At 61.6% G+C, this 16402-nt stretch carries 18 protein-coding genes; 2 read left to right on the forward strand and 16 right to left on the reverse strand.

Annotated elements, in window-relative coordinates; all coding sequences use genetic code 11:
- Positions 1-286: 286 nt before the first annotated feature.
- Complete coding sequence (locus X751_RS154145) at positions 287-850, forward strand: sigma-70 family RNA polymerase sigma factor (RefSeq protein WP_023667968.1); 564 nt, start codon at positions 287-289, stop codon at positions 848-850.
- Here X751_RS154145 and X751_RS1000000165530 read toward each other — a convergent pair whose 3' ends face one another.
- The 11 genes from X751_RS1000000165530 to X751_RS154095 all read right to left on the reverse strand — a co-directional run bounded on the left by X751_RS1000000165530 (position 851) and on the right by X751_RS154095 (position 9828).
- Positions 851-1027 (reverse strand): hypothetical protein, encoded by a 177-nt coding sequence (locus X751_RS1000000165530; protein ID WP_023696378.1) that lies wholly within the window; start codon positions 1025-1027, stop codon positions 851-853.
- Positions 1028-1170: 143 nt separating this feature from the next.
- Positions 1171-1389: a hypothetical protein gene (locus tag X751_RS154140; protein WP_023741848.1), complete on the reverse strand. Its 219-nt coding sequence runs from the start codon at positions 1387-1389 to the stop codon at positions 1171-1173.
- A gap of 73 nt (positions 1390-1462) precedes the next feature.
- A complete protein-coding gene (locus X751_RS154135) occupies positions 1463-2365 on the reverse strand; it encodes a class I SAM-dependent methyltransferase (RefSeq protein ID WP_023744463.1) in 903 nt (300 codons plus the stop codon).
- Between the two features lie 4 nt (positions 2366-2369).
- Positions 2370-3350 (reverse strand): GNAT family N-acetyltransferase, encoded by a 981-nt coding sequence (locus X751_RS154130; protein ID WP_023696375.1) that lies wholly within the window; start codon positions 3348-3350, stop codon positions 2370-2372.
- Between the two features lie 8 nt (positions 3351-3358).
- Complete coding sequence (locus tag X751_RS154125) at positions 3359-4516, reverse strand: glycosyltransferase (RefSeq protein ID WP_023744465.1); 1158 nt, start codon at positions 4514-4516, stop codon at positions 3359-3361.
- Between the two features lie 7 nt (positions 4517-4523).
- The gene (locus X751_RS154120; protein WP_023699985.1) at positions 4524-5456 is read right to left on the reverse strand and encodes a beta-xylosidase; all 933 of its coding nucleotides are present in this window, start codon (positions 5454-5456) and stop codon (positions 4524-4526) included.
- Positions 5449-6210: a TIGR04290 family methyltransferase gene (locus X751_RS154115; protein ID WP_023687791.1), complete on the reverse strand. Its 762-nt coding sequence runs from the start codon at positions 6208-6210 to the stop codon at positions 5449-5451. Before X751_RS154115 ends, X751_RS154120 begins: the two co-directional genes overlap by 8 nt.
- A gap of 3 nt (positions 6211-6213) precedes the next feature.
- The gene (locus X751_RS154110) at positions 6214-7017 is read right to left on the reverse strand and encodes a sugar phosphate nucleotidyltransferase (protein WP_023667976.1); all 804 of its coding nucleotides are present in this window, start codon (positions 7015-7017) and stop codon (positions 6214-6216) included.
- Positions 7017-8117 (reverse strand): glycosyltransferase, encoded by a 1101-nt coding sequence (locus X751_RS154105; protein WP_023699986.1) that lies wholly within the window; start codon positions 8115-8117, stop codon positions 7017-7019. Before X751_RS154105 ends, X751_RS154110 begins: the two co-directional genes overlap by 1 nt.
- Positions 8118-8131: 14 nt before the next feature.
- Complete coding sequence (locus tag X751_RS154100) at positions 8132-8728, reverse strand: histidine phosphatase family protein (RefSeq protein WP_023667978.1); 597 nt, start codon at positions 8726-8728, stop codon at positions 8132-8134.
- Entirely contained in the window at positions 8725-9828 is a 1104-nt protein-coding gene (locus X751_RS154095) for a myo-inositol-1-phosphate synthase (RefSeq protein ID WP_023736084.1), read from the reverse strand. The genes X751_RS154100 and X751_RS154095 overlap by 4 nt, the downstream gene beginning before the upstream one ends.
- Positions 9829-9913: 85 nt before the next feature.
- Between X751_RS154095 and X751_RS154090 the strand changes: the two genes are divergently transcribed.
- Complete coding sequence (locus X751_RS154090) at positions 9914-11728, forward strand: hypothetical protein (RefSeq protein WP_245265754.1); 1815 nt, start codon at positions 9914-9916, stop codon at positions 11726-11728.
- An 8-nt stretch (positions 11729-11736) separates the two neighbouring features.
- On the opposite strand, the gene X751_RS154085 is transcribed toward X751_RS154090, so the two are convergent.
- The 5 genes from X751_RS154085 to X751_RS154065 form a co-directional block, all read right to left on the reverse strand.
- Entirely contained in the window at positions 11737-11922 is a 186-nt protein-coding gene (locus tag X751_RS154085) for a hypothetical protein (RefSeq protein WP_023667982.1), read from the reverse strand.
- Between the two features lie 94 nt (positions 11923-12016).
- Positions 12017-13057 carry a UDP-glucuronic acid decarboxylase family protein gene (locus X751_RS154080; RefSeq protein ID WP_023744467.1) on the reverse strand — a complete coding sequence of 347 codons (1041 nt, stop codon included), beginning with the start codon at positions 13055-13057 and terminating at the stop codon, positions 12017-12019.
- A gap of 23 nt (positions 13058-13080) precedes the next feature.
- Positions 13081-14184, reverse strand: coding sequence for a glycosyltransferase (locus X751_RS154075; RefSeq protein WP_023744468.1), 1104 nt, complete (start codon positions 14182-14184; stop codon positions 13081-13083).
- Positions 14181-15275, reverse strand: a complete 1095-nt coding sequence (locus tag X751_RS154070) for a glycosyltransferase (RefSeq protein ID WP_023667985.1) — start codon at positions 15273-15275, stop codon at positions 14181-14183. Before X751_RS154070 ends, X751_RS154075 begins: the two co-directional genes overlap by 4 nt.
- The gene (locus X751_RS154065) at positions 15272-16402 is read right to left on the reverse strand and encodes a glycosyltransferase (RefSeq protein WP_023744469.1); all 1131 of its coding nucleotides are present in this window, start codon (positions 16400-16402) and stop codon (positions 15272-15274) included. Before X751_RS154065 ends, X751_RS154070 begins: the two co-directional genes overlap by 4 nt.

Raw genomic sequence — 16402 nt, forward strand, 5'->3', positions numbered from 1 at the left:
TGTCAGGCAGTGGTTTGCGCGTTACCAGCCGCACGACTCGGTCCATGCCCTGCACAGCCAAACGCACCGGCGAGGTTCCCGGGAATGAAGCTCGGCATGGTGTTTCGTTCCTTTGAAGTGGGCGTGTTTGGGGGAAGACCGTAGTCGGCGTGTTCGCGCCCGGTGGAATTTTCGAAGAGTTGTTTCCAACGGCGGGAACGAACCAAACTTCCATGCATTTAGCTCTGGCTTCGTTCATTCACTCTTTCTTCTGGGAGCTGGACCATTGTCATCCGGAGGCTATCTCTTGGCCGACCAACAAACCAATGACGTTTCCATCGTTGATCTGATACCTGCCCTGCGGGCTTTCGCGCGCACCTTCTGCCGCGTTCCAGACGATGCCGACGATCTGGTGCAGGAAACGTTGACCAAAGGGCTCGCCAACATCGACAAGTTCGAACCCGGTACACGCATGAAGTCGTGGCTCTTCACCATCATGCGCAACACCTACTACACGCGGATCAAGATCGCTGCACGGGAAGCGCCAGGCCTTCTCGACTGCGCGTCTTCGAGACCGATTTCGGAAGCTACCCAGGAATGGACCGTTCAGAGCAAGGAAGTTCACGGCGCCATCCAAAAGCTGCCCGAACATCAGCGCGAGGTGCTGATGCTGATCGGCGTTTTAGGAGTGGGCTACGAGGAAACCGCCGAAATCTGCGGCTGCGCGGTAGGGACCGTCAAGAGCCGGCTGAACCGTGCCCGCGCCAACATCCTTGAGCTACTCGGGGAGAGCTCGTTGCAGACATTGATAGAAAGGCGAAATCAGCTGTCGGATGGTCAGCTCGATATAGAGGTCGACAGCCGCAGATAATCAGCTCTTCACGTCTCGCCGATGCTTCTCGACGAGAGCATTTTGCAATTCGATCGCCAGCTTGGATAGGCGGTCTGGTATCTTTTCCTGCTCTATGGCGGCCAGCAGGGAAGCAATCTCCCGATCCACTGCCATCTCGACAAGCAGATCCGTGGTATCGTCGCTCGAATGAGACATCACGTTCTCTTGATAGCATCCCTAGATCCAAGTCTGGTGGATGAGCGCTCGGCACTACAAGGCGTTGTCGGCCGCTGAGAGGCTCACCGGCGGCCCTTGCACAGTTTTTCCTCCGTGCCGCGGCAAGACGCGGCGCGGTGGCGTCAGTCCTTCAGCAACCGGTTTGCGGCGTGATCCTGAAATTGATCGGACTTGGTTCGATTGCCGTCCAGCCCGCGCTCTCGGCCATGCTGCTTCCTGTCGCGGTTGGACAAAACCGCGTTTTCCTCGATCTTGTCCTTGTCCAAGGTGGTCATTGCGCCGGCGCCGGCACCTTTGCCTTGGCTGCCTTGGCCGAAATGCTTTTTGCCGCCGGATGCCATGATCTCCTCCTTCGAATCCAGGACACCGATCGGTGCCGACGCCCGAACCGGCATCGCGCTGTAATGTTCCGTCTCACCCAGCAAGCAGGAAGGCGTCGCCATCCCATGACCGAAACGGCTTCTCGCCGTCGATGACGACCCGCAATTGGTGAGCTTGCGCAAGACGGCCGATGTCGGCCCGGTCCAAAGAAAGCGATCCGCGATAAGAATAGTTCAGCAATGCGAGCCGGCCCGGCCGTTTGAGAACGCGCGCAATTTCATCGAAAAGCCGCTCAGCCATGCCGGCCAGGACCAGGTAGGGAAAGCTGTCGACCGCCAACACGCAATCGAAACTGTCGTCGTCGAAGTCGGCCAGATCGAGACCGGAGGTTTGGCGCAGTTCGACATTGCCGAGCGTTGCGCATTGCTCGGAGGCGATAGAGATCATCCGCGACGATATGTCGATGCCGACCATCCGCTTGAAGGAATTGAACAGCGCGCGCTCGAAACGTCCGATGCCGCAACCGATGTCGAGAATGTCTCGTTCAATTCCGGTGAATTCTCGCGCCTCGAGCCATTCAACGATTTCGTCGGTCATGGCTGTCAGCCGCTCGTCATCGCCAAGGGATCCTAACTGGACACTTGCGGCTGTCGAAATTGCTGCCGCGGCATCAAAACTCGAGGCCAGCCGCGTGACGACGGCGATATCCGTCTCGCCGTTACCGCGTTCATGCCGAACGGCGCCGCCTGTCGCTCGCAAAGTGGCAAGGACGCCCGGTTTGTGGCGCAGCAGTCCAGCGACCTTTCGCAGTCTTTCAGCATCGCCGGTATCCGCCGGACGGACTTTCAGCACGACCTCCGCCAATTCCGCCGCTTCAATTGTGGGCGGCAGGTGAAGCGCCAGCCTGACGAGAACAGCTTCGGCGCAGGCACCATCGGCCATGCAATCTTCGACCGCCCGTCTGACCGATGTCCGGCGCTGCGCGTGCACACTCATGACATCAACTCCGCGTCCAGATCCTCCGCATCGTCCACCTGTCAACGGCGCCCCAGCCGTATTTGTAGGGCTCCTGGCCGCGCAGGAAGTCGAACTCGCGCGCATCCTCGCGGATCGACTCCGCGATCGCGTGGCCGATCAGGATCGCCCCTGGGCTCTCCTCGGCATAAGCAGGATCGAGGCCGCCGAGATAGGCATAGGCGCGGCCGCGGTGGTGAAATCCGTAATAGGCGGCGACAGTCGTGCCATCGATCGCGAGCAACCAGCATCGGACCAGACCGTGAGCATCGAGCAAGGGAAGTGAAAGCTCATGGAAGTGCTGCACGGCGGGGTCGGCCAATACACCACCTCCATGTCCAACCCAGCGTGCATGGTGCAGGCGGATCAATTGATTCAGGAAGTTCTGGTGATCACCCCGAGCTGACGCCAACGCGAGCCGGCCGCGTCTGGACGCCGCTTGGCGCGCCCGGCGCAACTGGCGCCTGCGCCGAGCGGGAACGCAGCCGGCCAACGTTTCGTCGCCGGCAACAGCAAGCACGGGGCAGGCTGCATGAATTACCGGCCTCTCGACCGTTAAACCGGGATGCGCGATCGTAAGACCGGCACTGTTTTGCGGCAGATCAGACAAGATCCATTGTGACCACCCGACCGAGCAGATCGTTTCGGCAATTGTGGACACGACCGCCGCCTCGATATCCTGGACAGCCAGGATGTCCAGATAATCGCTGAGCGAAATGCCGACCGGAAGCAGCTTCGAACCGGCCGTTCCATGCTCGAGATAGAGTGGCGCCAGCCCGACCAGATCGCCGCCACGCCAGACCGCGACTGTCGCCAGTTCACCGGGTGCGAATGCGCGCCACCATGGCACCAGCCAGGCGGGGGATTGGAACGGCGTCGCAGAGGAACTCTGCTCCCACAGTTTCCACCAGTGCGGCGTCAAGGCATCGAATTTTACGGGGTCATCGATGATTTCGCTGCGCAACACTGCTTTTCTCACGGTGCCGCAGCGAAGCGCCGGCAATCTGTGCCAAGTTGTGCCAGCGCCTGATAGGCAGCCATATACGACGAGATCATCCGTTCCAGCGAAAACCGCCGTCGCGCCTCCACCCGGCACGCCTCGGCGTCCAGGCTGGGCGCCGCAAGAATGGCTTGGGCCATCTCGTCGACTGTGTTGACGAGAAAGCCCGTCCTGCCGTGCTCGATGACATCCGCAAGCGCACCATTCGGGAATGCGACCACCGGGGTACCGCAGGCGAGGGCCTCCATGGCGACAAGCGAGCTTGTCTCGGCGGCGAGGCTTGGAATGACCAGACAGCGGGCTGCGTTGAGAAAGCGCCTCTTGGCGTTAAAGCCGAGCGGGCCCAGGAAGCGGCGGCGAGCATCAAGACGGGATTGGACCTCGTCGCGAAAGTAGCGCGTATGTGTTTCGTAGGGATAGACCTTGCCGCCGATGACCAGGGGCACGCGCGCCTGTTTGGCCGCGTCCAGGGCCAGGTGAATGCCCTTTTCCGGGCAGACCCGGCTGAGAACCAGGGCAAAGTCTCGCTTCGGCTGCACCAGGCTCAGTGCTTCGATGTCAACGCCGTTGGGAATCGGCGCCACCAGTCTGGCCCCTGGTGGCGCCGTTTGCTGCTGGGTGGGCGAGACCGCATGGAGCCACAGGTCGTCGCGCGTCGGTCGCAGAGCCTCGGCCGGATACCAGTCCAAGGGCAGGTGGAGGCTCACCAGGGTCGGACCATCGTCGGGCAGATAGGCATGAAAATCGATGCCGTGCAGATGAACCACATCGATCGGCCATCGGGCGCGGGCAGCGGCGATCGCTTTGCGATGAGCCTGCTGCGCGCGGCTCTTCGCCGCCTCGTCGAGCACGCCGTTTTCAGCCGGTATTTCCACAAGGGTACCGCTCGCGCTGGAGCCGCGGCAGCCAATGACGATAGAGCGGTGGCCGGCGCGAACCAGCTCCCGATCGAGCATCGACAGAACCTGTTCGGCACCGCCGACAGCATCGGGTCCGACGGGTGCGAGAGGGTAGGCGACATTGAGGACAGTGAGCGCCGCGGCTGGTTGCGCCTCGGTCCCGTATGCCGCACCACCTGCCGATGATGCCGCTAATTCGTCCAATGTGTCAGGCGTCTGATGCATTGGCAGCATGACACTTTCACGCTGCCGAGGCCCGCCGCGTCGGGAGCGAAGCGGACGTCATGCCGGGCGCATAGCGGCGGATCATGGTTGCGCAGAATTCCGCGAACTCCTCCGGCGCCAGTGGCGGGCTGGTGTGGTGGGGCATCATTCCGCGATGCTGCGGTGTAAAGCAAAAGGTGACCGTCACGTCGAAATCGGCGAGTGCCTCCATCTGCCGGTCGAACCAGTCCAGCGCGTTCGGCCGGAAGCTGTCTGCCCAGGAAAGCCCCGTGCGCATATTGGTGACGCCCAGCCGCTTCATCCAGGCGACGGCATCGTCCAGCCGGGGGTCCTCGAAATGAAACCACTGCACCAGCCCCATTGCGGGCGTGTAGCGCAGGAACTCCTCCAGCGCAGGTTTTGGCGTACCGTCCTGGCGCAGCAGCCCCATGTGGAAATGTCGATAGTAAGAAGAGCCCTCCGCCTCGCGATGCCGCGTCGTTGCTTCCCATTCGCGCGGAAGATCGTAGAGGCTGTACCACTGGATGCGTGGTGCGTTGCCAATCAGCAACTCGGCGGTGCGCTTGAGCCCCCAAACCTGGATTTCTTCCGCGCCGAAGGTCGATACGCCGACTTCGCTGACCCAGATGGGAAGGTTGGTGACGGTCGCGATCTCGCCGATCTTCTGTGGCCATTCGTGGATCTGCCACAGGTTCCAGTCGAGCGGAAAGCCGTGCACGGCGACGGCATCGACATGGTCCAGCACGCCGAATTCCTTCATGCGGGTGATAAAGCCCGGATCTATCGGCGAGATGCCACCGAGTACTTTCGTCAAAGACGGGTTCTCCGACGCGATTGCGTCAGCCGACAAGATCGCCATCCTGGCAAAGCGGCTCCAATCGGGATCGAGCTCTGGGTCCCAATGCGATTTGTTGTTGGGCTCGTTCCAGATCATGGCGGCTTCAATCATGGAGCTGTCCTTTCGAGGGGTAGATGGCGCCGCCGCCGGCCGGGTCCCCGGCTGCGCGGCAGAAATAGACCTCCTGCTCGGGGTGCAGAACGATCTCGAAACCGGCGCTGCGCAGCATCGCTTCGGTGCAGGCGCGGTTTGGAATCCACCAGTTGGTGGGATCGTCGGCATAGCGGTGCTCGATGAAATGCAGCTTGGGAAACTGCGGCTGGTCGAACAGGTCATGCGTCCAGAAATGATAGTTTTCCTCCAACTCGGGCAGATCCGCGCTGCCGCGCTGCATGGACTGGAAGATCATCAGGTCACGGGCGACATGTTCGCGGATCAGGTCGAGCGCGAGCAAGGGGTGGCGCAAATGGTAAAGCACCCCCATGAACAGCACGACATCGAACGTCTCGCGCAGCGACCCGACATCGTAGACCGAAAGCTTCTGGAATTCGATCTCGCAATCGGCAACCTCGGCGGCAAAGCGAGCTTGGGCCAGATAGGCGTCATCGAAATCGATGCCGAGGACACGGTCAGCACCTCGCCGCTTCATCTCGATGGAGTAAAATCCTGCATTGCAGCCGATATCGAGTACCGCCTTGCCCGTCAGATCAGCAGGAATGGCATTGGCAAATTTGCGCCATTTGATCAGCGGGTAGTTGCCCAGAAAATGGTTGGGAGCGGTTTCGACGCCGGCAAGTTCCATGTTGTGGAACCACGGGCCGAGCGCATCGATGCGGCGGCGGATTTCGGCATGGGAATGCAGCATGGCTCAGGCTCCTTCGCCAGGAACGACGGGTACATGCGACTGCGCGCCGGGCATGATCATGGTGGGCCGGCGCTGCGCGGATGAGGCGTCGTTTTCAAGCAACCGCAGAGCTGTTCGATAGCCGTTGAAAGTGCCGACATCGACATAGTCCGACCCAGCCCTGACACCAAAAGCTGTACCGCCGGCCGCAATATAGGCGTTGACCAAAGTGCCGATATATTCGTCACTGCGCTCGCGCTCACGCCAGAGTGCCGCAAGCTGATGCAGGATATGGCCCGGCATCTTGAACGCACCCCAAACCCAGTTCGTGGCGGCATCCTGTCGTTTGACCTGGATTTCGATCACGCGCTCGTGGACGTCGGTGACGACGGCGTCGAAGAATTCCGGCTGATCCACCGGGAAAAGCAGAAATGAGAGCTGATCGTCGGGCAAATGGCGGAAACCGTCCTCGGGAAACCAGATCGTATCGGGAAGGCCGACCAGGACGACCTCGTCGGGCGCGACGAGGGGCGCCGCCCGGAAGATCGCATCGCACAGACCGACGGGGTTCGGCTGCACCACGAAGAGAGCCGCCGCGTCACCGTAGCCGGCGGCGTAGTATTCAAGGATGTCGGATTTGCCCGATCCGATGATGAAGCAAATCTTGTCGACGCCGGCCTGCACCATGCGCCGTACCAGATACTCGCTCACGGCGCATGGACGCTCGGTCTGTCCATCGATCCGGCTACCGACCGGCAGCAGCTCTTTCGAGAAGCCGAGCGGCTGAATGCGGCTGCCGCGCCCGGCAGCGGGTACGATGCCCAACATTAGACCGCTTCCCTCATCGGTTCGCCGGGAGATCTTTGAAAGGCCTCGTTCAGGATGCGATCCAGTTCCGCCGCGCGCCGTGCGGAAGTGTGTTCGCCCAAGACCCGGTCGCGGGCACGCCTTCGAATGCCGTCGAGCTCGCGCTCCGGCAATCGCAATGCGGCGACCACATCATCGGTGTCATGCGCCAACAAGATTTCGCGGCCGGGTTCGAAAAATTCGGCCAGGCCCGGCCATGCATCGGTGACGATGGCAGCCCCACACGCGGCCGCTTCGAAGAGCCGTCCCGACGGGCACCAGCCCTTTTGCGCCATCGCCTCCCGGGTGACGTTCAGTGTCAGGCGAGATGATGAGAAGAAAGCCGGATGGTCGGCTGGCGGAAGATGCCTGACAAAGAAGATGTTGTCGCTCCATGGGAATTCCTGCGGATATTGCGCGCCGCCAATGATGAAACGGTGGTCGGGCAGGCGCGCGGCCGGGCGGACCAGCAGCTTTTCGACGCCGGCCTGGCGATCCGCCGCGTAAGTTCCGAGATAGGACAGATCACCGGCGAATTCGGCCCGCTTCTCTGCCGGCCGGTGTTGGTCGGGATCGACATGCCCATAGAGAGGCACCACGTGACGCGCGCCTAAAACCGACTTAAGCGCCTCGATCGCAGAGCCGCCGGTGTAACTCAAAACGAGGTCGAAATCGGCAAGACCCTCAGGTCCGAAATAGGGCGGACGCTCGCCTTGCTCGATGCGGGCAAGCGTGACCGGAGTGTCGAGATCGTAGAAGACACGCAATCCGCGACCTGTCTGCTGCGCCAGCCGCGAGGCCTCCACGGCGTCGGCACAGTAGGAGGTAACGACGACGACATCCGCTTGCTTCATTGCCCGCTCCGCAACGCGACGGATGTCTTCCCAGTCCGGATAAATGACGACGTTGCCGCCATCGAGCCGATCGAGATCACGCGTCCCGGCATAGTAGGGGGTATCGCGTTCGAAGAAGGTGATGGACCATCCCAGCCGACCCAGGGCGCGGATCAGTCCGCGCCAGAGCGTGGCATGGCCGTTGCCCCATGATGATGTAACGGTGAGACCGAAAATGACCATCTGCATCCGGAAAGTCCTCGTCAGGCAGCTTCGTTCATTCGCAGGAGCTTGGAGCCCCAGTCACCCGACACGATCGTCGTGATCGAGGCTGGATCGATGTCGAAGCGGAAGCAGTCGCCGACCGGCAAGCCAAGCACCTTGCAGACGGCGGCTTTGATCACGTCGGCGTGGCTGACCAGGGCGACACACTGATTCGGATGCCGCTCGCGCACTGCGTTCATCAGTGCGACGATCCGCTCCTGGACATCCAGCATGGTCTCGCCGCTCGGTGTCCTGGCCTCCTGCCGCTGGTCGTTCCACGCCCGCCAACCGGCATCGCCATTCAACTCGTCGAAAGTCTTTCCCGACCAATCGCCGAAATCGATCTCGTCGAGTTCGGCGCAGATCGCGATTTCGCCGACGCCGCAGGCAAGCGCGATCGGCACGGCCGTCTCTTGCGTACGCTCACGCGGGCTGCACAAGATGGCTTCAATCGGCTCCCGGGCCATGCGGCCACCAAGATGCGCGGCCTGCGCCTTCCCAGCCTCGCCAAGGCAAACGCCGTCCATCCGTCCTGCAAGATAGGAGCCGACATTGTCGTGCGCTGCATGACGGATCAAAAAGAACGTTGTCGTCATTCCGCGGCATCCAGCAAAGGCTCGTCCTTGCCGGCGATGAAAGCGAGCGTGCGCTGCCGCGCTTCGGCGTCGGTGAACTGTTCGGGAGGCGACTTCATGAAATAGCTGCAGGGGCCGGTCAGTGCTCCCGCTATGCCACGATCGAGCGCAAGCTTGGCGCAGCGTATCGCATCGATCACCACGCCGGCTGAATTTGGAGAATCCCAGACTTCCAGCTTGAGTTCGGCGTTGAGCGGCACGCCGCCGAAGGTCGTCCCTTCCACCCGGATATAGGCCCATTTGCGATCGGTCAGCCACGGTACGTGGTCGCTGGGTCCGACATGAATATTGCCCGGCTCCAGGGGAACATCGAACTGGCTGGCCACGGACTGGGTCTTGGAAATCTTCTTTGATTCCAGCCGCTCGCGTTCCAGCATGTTGAGGAAGTCGGTGTTGCCGCCGAAATTCAGCTGATAAGTGCGATCGATGCGCACGCCGCGCTCGCGGAAGAGATTGGCCAGCAGGCGGTGAACGATGGTCGCCCCGACCTGGCTCTTGATATCATCGCCGACCAGCGGCAGCCCTCGCTGCTCGAAGCGCCGGCGCCATTCCGGACGTGAGGCGATGAAAACGGGTATGCAGTTGACGAAGGCGCAGCCGGCCTCGAGCGCGCATTCGGCGTAGAAGCGCGTCGCCTCCTCGGAGCCCACCGGCAGGTAAGAGACCAGCACGTCGGCGCCGCTGTTGCGCAGGATTTCGCTGACGTCGGCAACCGGCTCCGGCGCCTCCTCGATTTCGTCGCGCAAGTATTTTCCGATGCCGTCAAGTGTCGGTCCGCGCTCGACGCGAACGCCGTTTGCCGCCGCATCGGCAAAGCGGAACGTGTTGTTGGGGGCGGCGTAGATTGCTTCAGCGACGTCGAGGCCAACCTTGCTCCTGGCGACGTCGAACGCGCAGACAATCTCGACGTCGTCGACATGGTAGCCGCCGAGGTCGGCATGCATCAGCCCTGGGATTGGTTCGTTGCTTTTTGCGTGACGATAATAGGAGAGGCCCTGCACCAGGGAGGATGCGCAATTGCCGACCCCGACGATACCGACACGAACCTTTTTCGATCCCACGAAACTGCCGCCCTATGCTGTTCAAAGGTAAGTTCCTGCCGCCGAACCACCAGCGTGCCGGAATGTTCCTTGGCCTGCCGAAAAATTGCGCAAGACAGCATGGATCGAAGCAGCGCTCGCTGCGTTGCCGCAAGGCAAAGCATTGGAAAACCGATCGATGATCGTTTACGGCGACCAGAAGCGGAGGCAGAGCGCAGAACGGCTTCGCGAAGCTGCCAGCGAGATTGCTCAAAGTCTGGACCGCATGGCTCGTGGCCTCCGACGCCATGCCGCGTTGGTTGGACTATTCATCAGCGTATCGGAACTGGTTCGGGCGCTTGCCGATGTCGATTTCGAGACCAGCGGCATCGACATCTTTTCGCCGCGGCAACAGCAAGGCGCGAGATTGCTGGTTGGTCTTGCGGCCGAGGTGGCGAAGTCGTGGCGAAGCGGTTTCGCCGTGGGCGGTGGCATCGACCCAGGACTTCTCCAACTGCTGGACGGGTTGGATTGCGAGGCTGAGGTTCTGACCGGTTCTGCCGAGGGTTACGCGCATTACGCGCTTTATCCCGAAAGCTATTTGGGAGCGGCGCAGGAGTCAGGTCTCGATGCGAACACATGCGTGATCGGCATCCGCAGCATCGGCCTGGGGCTTGCCGCCATAGTGGCTGCCGCGATTGGCGCGCCGGCGCCGTTCAGCGTTCGTCCGGTCGGCCATCCTTTCCGCAGGCACATCAATGCCGATCCGCGCTCGATCGCTTCCTGGAAGAACAATCCATCGGCACGCTTCGCCGTTGTAGACGAAGGTCCCGGTCTGTCCGGCAGTTCGATGCACGCCGTCGTCGCGTGGCTGCGGGAACTGGGTATTGGTATGGACCGCATTCACCTGTTTCCCAGCCATCCTGGCAACCCGGGCATCGAAGCGTCACGGGAGGCCAGGGAGACATGGTCGCGCTGTCCGAAACATGTGGCGACGGCGCTCGAATGCACCTTCCCCGAAAGCTCGAACATTCCCACGCTTAGCGAATGGGTGGCCGAGGCGGTCGGCAGCCCCGAATTACGCCTGACCGAACTGTCTGGTGGCGAATGGAGGAGCGTCCACTACGTCGACGAAAAGCATTGGCCGCCGAGCCCGCGCGGCATCGAGCGGCGTAAATTCCTGGCGTCCGCGGGGTGTGGTCGCTGGCTCGTCAAATTCGCCGGCCTCGGCGAAACCGGACGGCGTAAGAGACGAGCCGCGGAAATGTTGGGGAAAGCCGGGTTCGGATCGCAAGTGGTCGGGCTTTGCCACGGCTTTCTGGTCGAACGGTGGATTGACGGCACCACGATGGACCAGGCGCCGCTGCCAAGAGGAAGGCTGGTCGCGGAGTTGGCGCGCTATCTAACCTGGCGGGCGCTCAATCTCCGAACCTGCGAACCGGGTGCATCATTGCTCGCACTCGCGGAAATGGCTGTTTCCAATACATCTGAAGCCCTGGGCGAGAACCGAGCGGCGACGTTGCGCCGTTGGCTCTCGAAAAAAACCCCTGCGTATGTTCTGCAGCGGGTGGAAATCGACGGAAAGCTTCACGCGTGGGAGTTTCTCGTTTGTGCCGACGGCACGGTGCTCAAGACAGATGCCGTCGACCATTGCCGGGCACACGATTTGATTGGCTGCCAGCCGATAGAGTGGGACATTGCCGGCGCCCGTGTCGAATATGGACTATCCGACAGCGATGTGACGACATTGGTCGAGGGGATGGGGCTCGATATTGACAATGGCCACATCGATTTTTTCGAACCCTGCTATTTGGCGTTCCAAATCGGGCTCTGGAGCACGGCTGCGCAATCCGAAAATGGCCAGGAAAAAGCAAGGCTGGCCGGGACGGCAGACCGATACAGGGCGGGGCTGATACGATTCCTGGACGAATCTCAGGTGTAACGTTTCGATCAATCCAGCCTTCGCAGCATGTCTGCTTCCTGCTCAAGAATAGCGGCCACTTCCTCGCGCTGCAGATGCGTCATCATCAAGCTGACGCAGCACTCGAGATAGGTGATCGAGGAGCGCCGCAAATAGGCAGCCGCCTCGCGTTCGGCAATCTTGTCGACATCCTTCGCGGGTCGCTTGGGTTGCATGAGGATGATCCTCCGTATCGGGTCCCTCCCGCCAAACTACAAGGTTGGATGGATGTTCCGCACGATCTCCGGGCAGGTCCGGCCGCGGCCCACGTCATGCAGGAAGGTTCTGCAGCCCGCCTGCGGGTCTCCTTTTGGCAAGGCCTGTCATCTGATCGCCGATGCCGGTGCCTTCGAGCGCCGCGAAATAATCGATCGTCAGCTTGAGCCCTTCGTTGAGCGGCACTCTCGGCGACCAGCCGAGCAGCGTTTTCGCACGCGTAATATCAGGCTGCCTGCGCCGAGGATCGTCTTGCGGCAGGGGCAGAAATTTCAGATCCGACTTGGTGCCGGTCATCGCCTTCACCAATGCCGCCAGTCGCACGATGGTGAATTCTCCGGGATTGCCCAGATTGACCGGCTTGCCCGGATTGGGGTCGATGTTCATCAGGCGCATCAATCCATCAATCAAGTCGGAGACATAGCAGAAGGATCGCGTTTGCTGGCCGTCGCCGAATATCGTCAGCGGACGCTTCTCGAGCGCCTGCATGATCAAATTCGAGACGATGCGACCGTCGGCCGGATCCATTCTCGGACCGTAGGTGTTGAAGATGCGCGCGACGCGGACGTCGGCCTTGCCGGCCCTTAGATAGTCGAAGCAAAGCGTTTCGGCGGTGCGCTTGCCCTCGTCGTAGCAGGCGCGTGGGCCGGTGCAGTTCACATGGCCGACATAATCCTCCCTTTGCGGGTGTTGTTCCGGATCGCCATACACTTCGCTCGTCGAGGCCTGCAGCAGTCGCGCGTCATTGCGGACAGCGAGTTCGAGCAGGTTGAGGGTTCCTATCACGCAGGTACGCGTGGTGTGTATCGGGTCGGCCTGATAACGCGGCGGTGAGGCGGCGCAGGCCAGGTTGAAGATGTGATCCACGGGCTCGCCGAGATCCAATGGCCGGCAGATGTCCTGCTCGATCAACCGGAAACCCGGCCGGTCCATGATCGAGATGATGTTTTCCATGCGCCCGGTCAGAAAATTGTCGACGCAGATCACGCGCCAGCCGTTGCGGAGCAATACTTCGCAAAGATGCGAACCGAGGAAACCCGCGCCGCCGGCAACAAGCACCGTCTTTGCCCTGTGCGCCTTTCTTGTCTGTCGCATCGCTGTTTTCTCCTGTCTGCCGTTCATGCTGCACTTCCAATGTCGAGATCGAGGGCCGTCGCCGTTGGTTGGGTCAGCGCCGCCACGAATTCGCGAGCCCTGGCCCCACCGGTGTGGGAAGCGAGGACGAGTTTGCGAGCCCGGCCGGCCATGGCCAGGCGTGCGCGCTCGGACTCGCCAACGAGGATATCGATGACTTCGTCCGTCTCCGCGGCGGTGTGGATCGCCGATGCGGGAAAGAAGCTGTCGAGCCCTGGCCAGTGGTCGCTGACGATGGGCGTGCCGCAAGCCGCCGCTTCGAACAGGCGCACGCTGGGCGACCATCCTGCGGTGATCATGGAACTGCGTGTGACATTCAGCGTGTAGCGCTGACGGCTATAGAACGCGGCGTGATCGGCTGGCGGCAAATGTTCGATGCGTTCGACATTGTCCGGCCAGATGATGTCGGATGGATATTGGGAGCCGGCCACGACGAAACGGAGGTTCGGCATATGCCGTGCGGGCTCGAGCAGCAGAGCGTTCAGCGTTGTCTGCCGGTCCATGCTGTAGGTGCCGAGATAGCCGAGATCCCAGCGGATCGGATCTCCTGTCGGGTGATGCCGTTCTGGATCGACCGAACAATAGAGAGGTTCGGCATGACGCGCGCCGAAGTCTTGCGCCAGATGGTTGAGCGTTGGTCCGCCAGTGAAGGAGAAATAGACATCGAAATACGGAATTTGCCGCGAACTCAGATAATCGCAATCGTCGGCTGAAACCTTGGCCAGGGTCACCGGGGTGTCGATGTCGTAAAAGCAGAGCTGCCCCTTGCAAAGCGAGGCGACGATGTCGATGACCTGGCGTCCTTCTGGAACAAAGGATCCGATGACGATGATGTCGGCCTGCTCCAGGCACTGTGCGTAGTCGCGTTGCAGCTCCGCAGTGGTTTCGTAGTAGCGCAAGGCGCAGAACTCCGGATCGCGCAGATCGCGGTGATTGGCGTACCAGGGCACGTTGCGCTCCAGAAAAGTCACCCGGTGACCGAGTCCGTGCAAGCCTTTCAAAAGACCCCGGAAAGTCGTGGCGTGGCCGTTTCCCCAGGATGAGGACAGCGACAGGCCGAGAAAGACGATGTCCAGTTTCTTGGTCATTCCGCTGCCTCCACGGCCCCGTGCTCGAAATGACGTTTGAAGACGGCATCCGCCACATCCGCCCGAAGCGCGTAGGTATGGTCCGCCAGCACGCGGTGAAGTGCGGCTTGGCCGATTGCCTTGGCCCGCCCGGGGGTCAGCGAGCGCATTATTTCGGCGACATCGCCGCCGTCACGCGCGACCAGGATCTCCTCGCCTGGTTTCAGGAACAGTTCCACGCCCAGCCATGCATCCGTGATGAGACAGGCGCCCGCGCCGGCCGCCTCGAACACTCGCGTGGCCGGTGAAAAACCGTTGGCGGCCATGCTGTCGCGGCTGATGTTCAACACGGCTTTTGGGGTGACATTGAAGGCGTTGTGATCGCGGGTGCCGACATGGCCGAGCCAGCCTACATTGGTGGGGAGCGGCTTGTCGCCCCAACCCGAGCCTCCGAGCAGGAAACGCTGTTTCGGCAGCTGGCTGGCGGGATCGAGGAAAAACGATTCGACACGCGCTTCACGGTCCGGCAGCCGGTTTCCGAGGAACGCCAGGTCGCAGGCAAAACGCGCTTTGCTGGCGACCGGATGGTGCGTTTCGGGATCGAGCGCATTGTAGATGGGCACGCACTCCTTGGCGCCCATGGCACGATAGGCCCAGACAACGGGATCGCCGCCACCATAGGTCAGCACGAGGTCGATCTCCTGCAGTGCACGATGGAGCGGGTGGTCCGGCTCGTCGCGCAACTGGGCAAGCGTGGCTGGCGCATCCACGTCCCAGAATACGACAAGCGCGTCGCTGCGGGCGTGGTCGAGAACGGCGCGAAGCAGCGCCTCGTCTTCGAAACCGACGCCACTCGCCTTGACGACGATGTCGGCGCCGGCGGCACGTGCCGCGACCTGCATCAGCGCATGCTGGGTCGCCTCATAAACGACGACAGTGCACCAGTCGGGAGCTTCGATGTCGCGGTTCTTCTGCCGGTCGTAGACATCGGGTTCGTAGAACGTGATCTCGTAACCCAATTGCGAAAGTGCCTTGAGCAAACCGCGATAGTACGTCGCGGCACCGTTCCAGTAGGACGACAAAAGGCTCGATCCATAGAATGCGATCTTCATGCGACGGCTTCCTTTGCGGCTGTCGGGACGGCGGTGTGTCGGTTCGCGCATTGCGTGAGCACGCCGAGCAACTCGTCGACGCGGTGGCGGCAGGTGTGCCGCGAGCGGATGGTCTCGAGACCCGAGGTCACCAGGGAGGCCGCAAAGTCCTCGTCGGACAACACCGTCCGAAGCTGTTGCCGCATTTGCGAGCCATTCTCGGCAAACAGGAAGTCGACACCGGGCCTGAAAAGCTGCTCGACATCGGACCATGGCGCTGAAATCAGCGGAATGCCGCAGGCGAGTGCCTCGAACATGCGGATCGTCGGGATTCCGGGCAACCTCTCGCGATAGGGGCGCCGTGGAACGTGAACGGTGACACGATGCGCGGCGAAGGCCTTCGGCACGTCGGCATTGGCGATCCACCCCTCATAGCGCAGTCCTGCGGTGGCCAGATCCGCAAGTGCGGTCTTGGGGTAGCGTACGCCGTGAACAGCGGCATGAAGGCCGAGATCGTGCACCGGCTCGATCAGAAACTCCTTGAGTTCGGCGGTCCGCTCATCATCGCCCCAGTTGCCGATCCAGACCAGATCGGAGGTGGGGTGGATCTCCGGGTGCGGCTTGAACAGGCGATCGTCCGCCGCTTCATGCCAAGTGAAGACGCGCTTGCCCCAGCCGGCGCGCAGATAGCTCTCGCGCAAGGTTTCGCCAAAGGCGAGAACGCCGTCATAGTGCTCCAGCCGGAGCGCCGAGAGTGCCTCGGTCGCAGACACGGCCCGGTGGTGGGTGTCGTGAAAAAGAAGGATGAAGTTGCCGCCGGCGGCCCGGGCACGGCCAATACGTGCGACAAGCTCCGGATCCGTCCACTCATGAACGATCACAACGTCGGCCTCGGCAATCCAGGCTTCGTGATCAAATCCGGCGTCGTAGGTCACCGGCATCAGTTCGGGAAAATCCTTGCGGAAGCGTTCGATGGCGAACGACCCCTTCTCAGCCAGCAGATTCGACCGGCTCCAGCCATTCGCCGGCTCCAGCGCAATAGTCTGATGCCGGCGCTGGACCAGCTCTCGCATGACGCCGCGCAGGAAATGGGCATTGCCATGGTTCCAGTCGGAAACGACCGAGTGGGTGTAAAACACAAAGCGCAT

Origin of the sequence: Mesorhizobium sp. LNJC394B00, from assembly GCF_000502555.1 — a bacterium.
Lineage (GTDB): Bacteria > Pseudomonadota > Alphaproteobacteria > Rhizobiales > Rhizobiaceae > Mesorhizobium.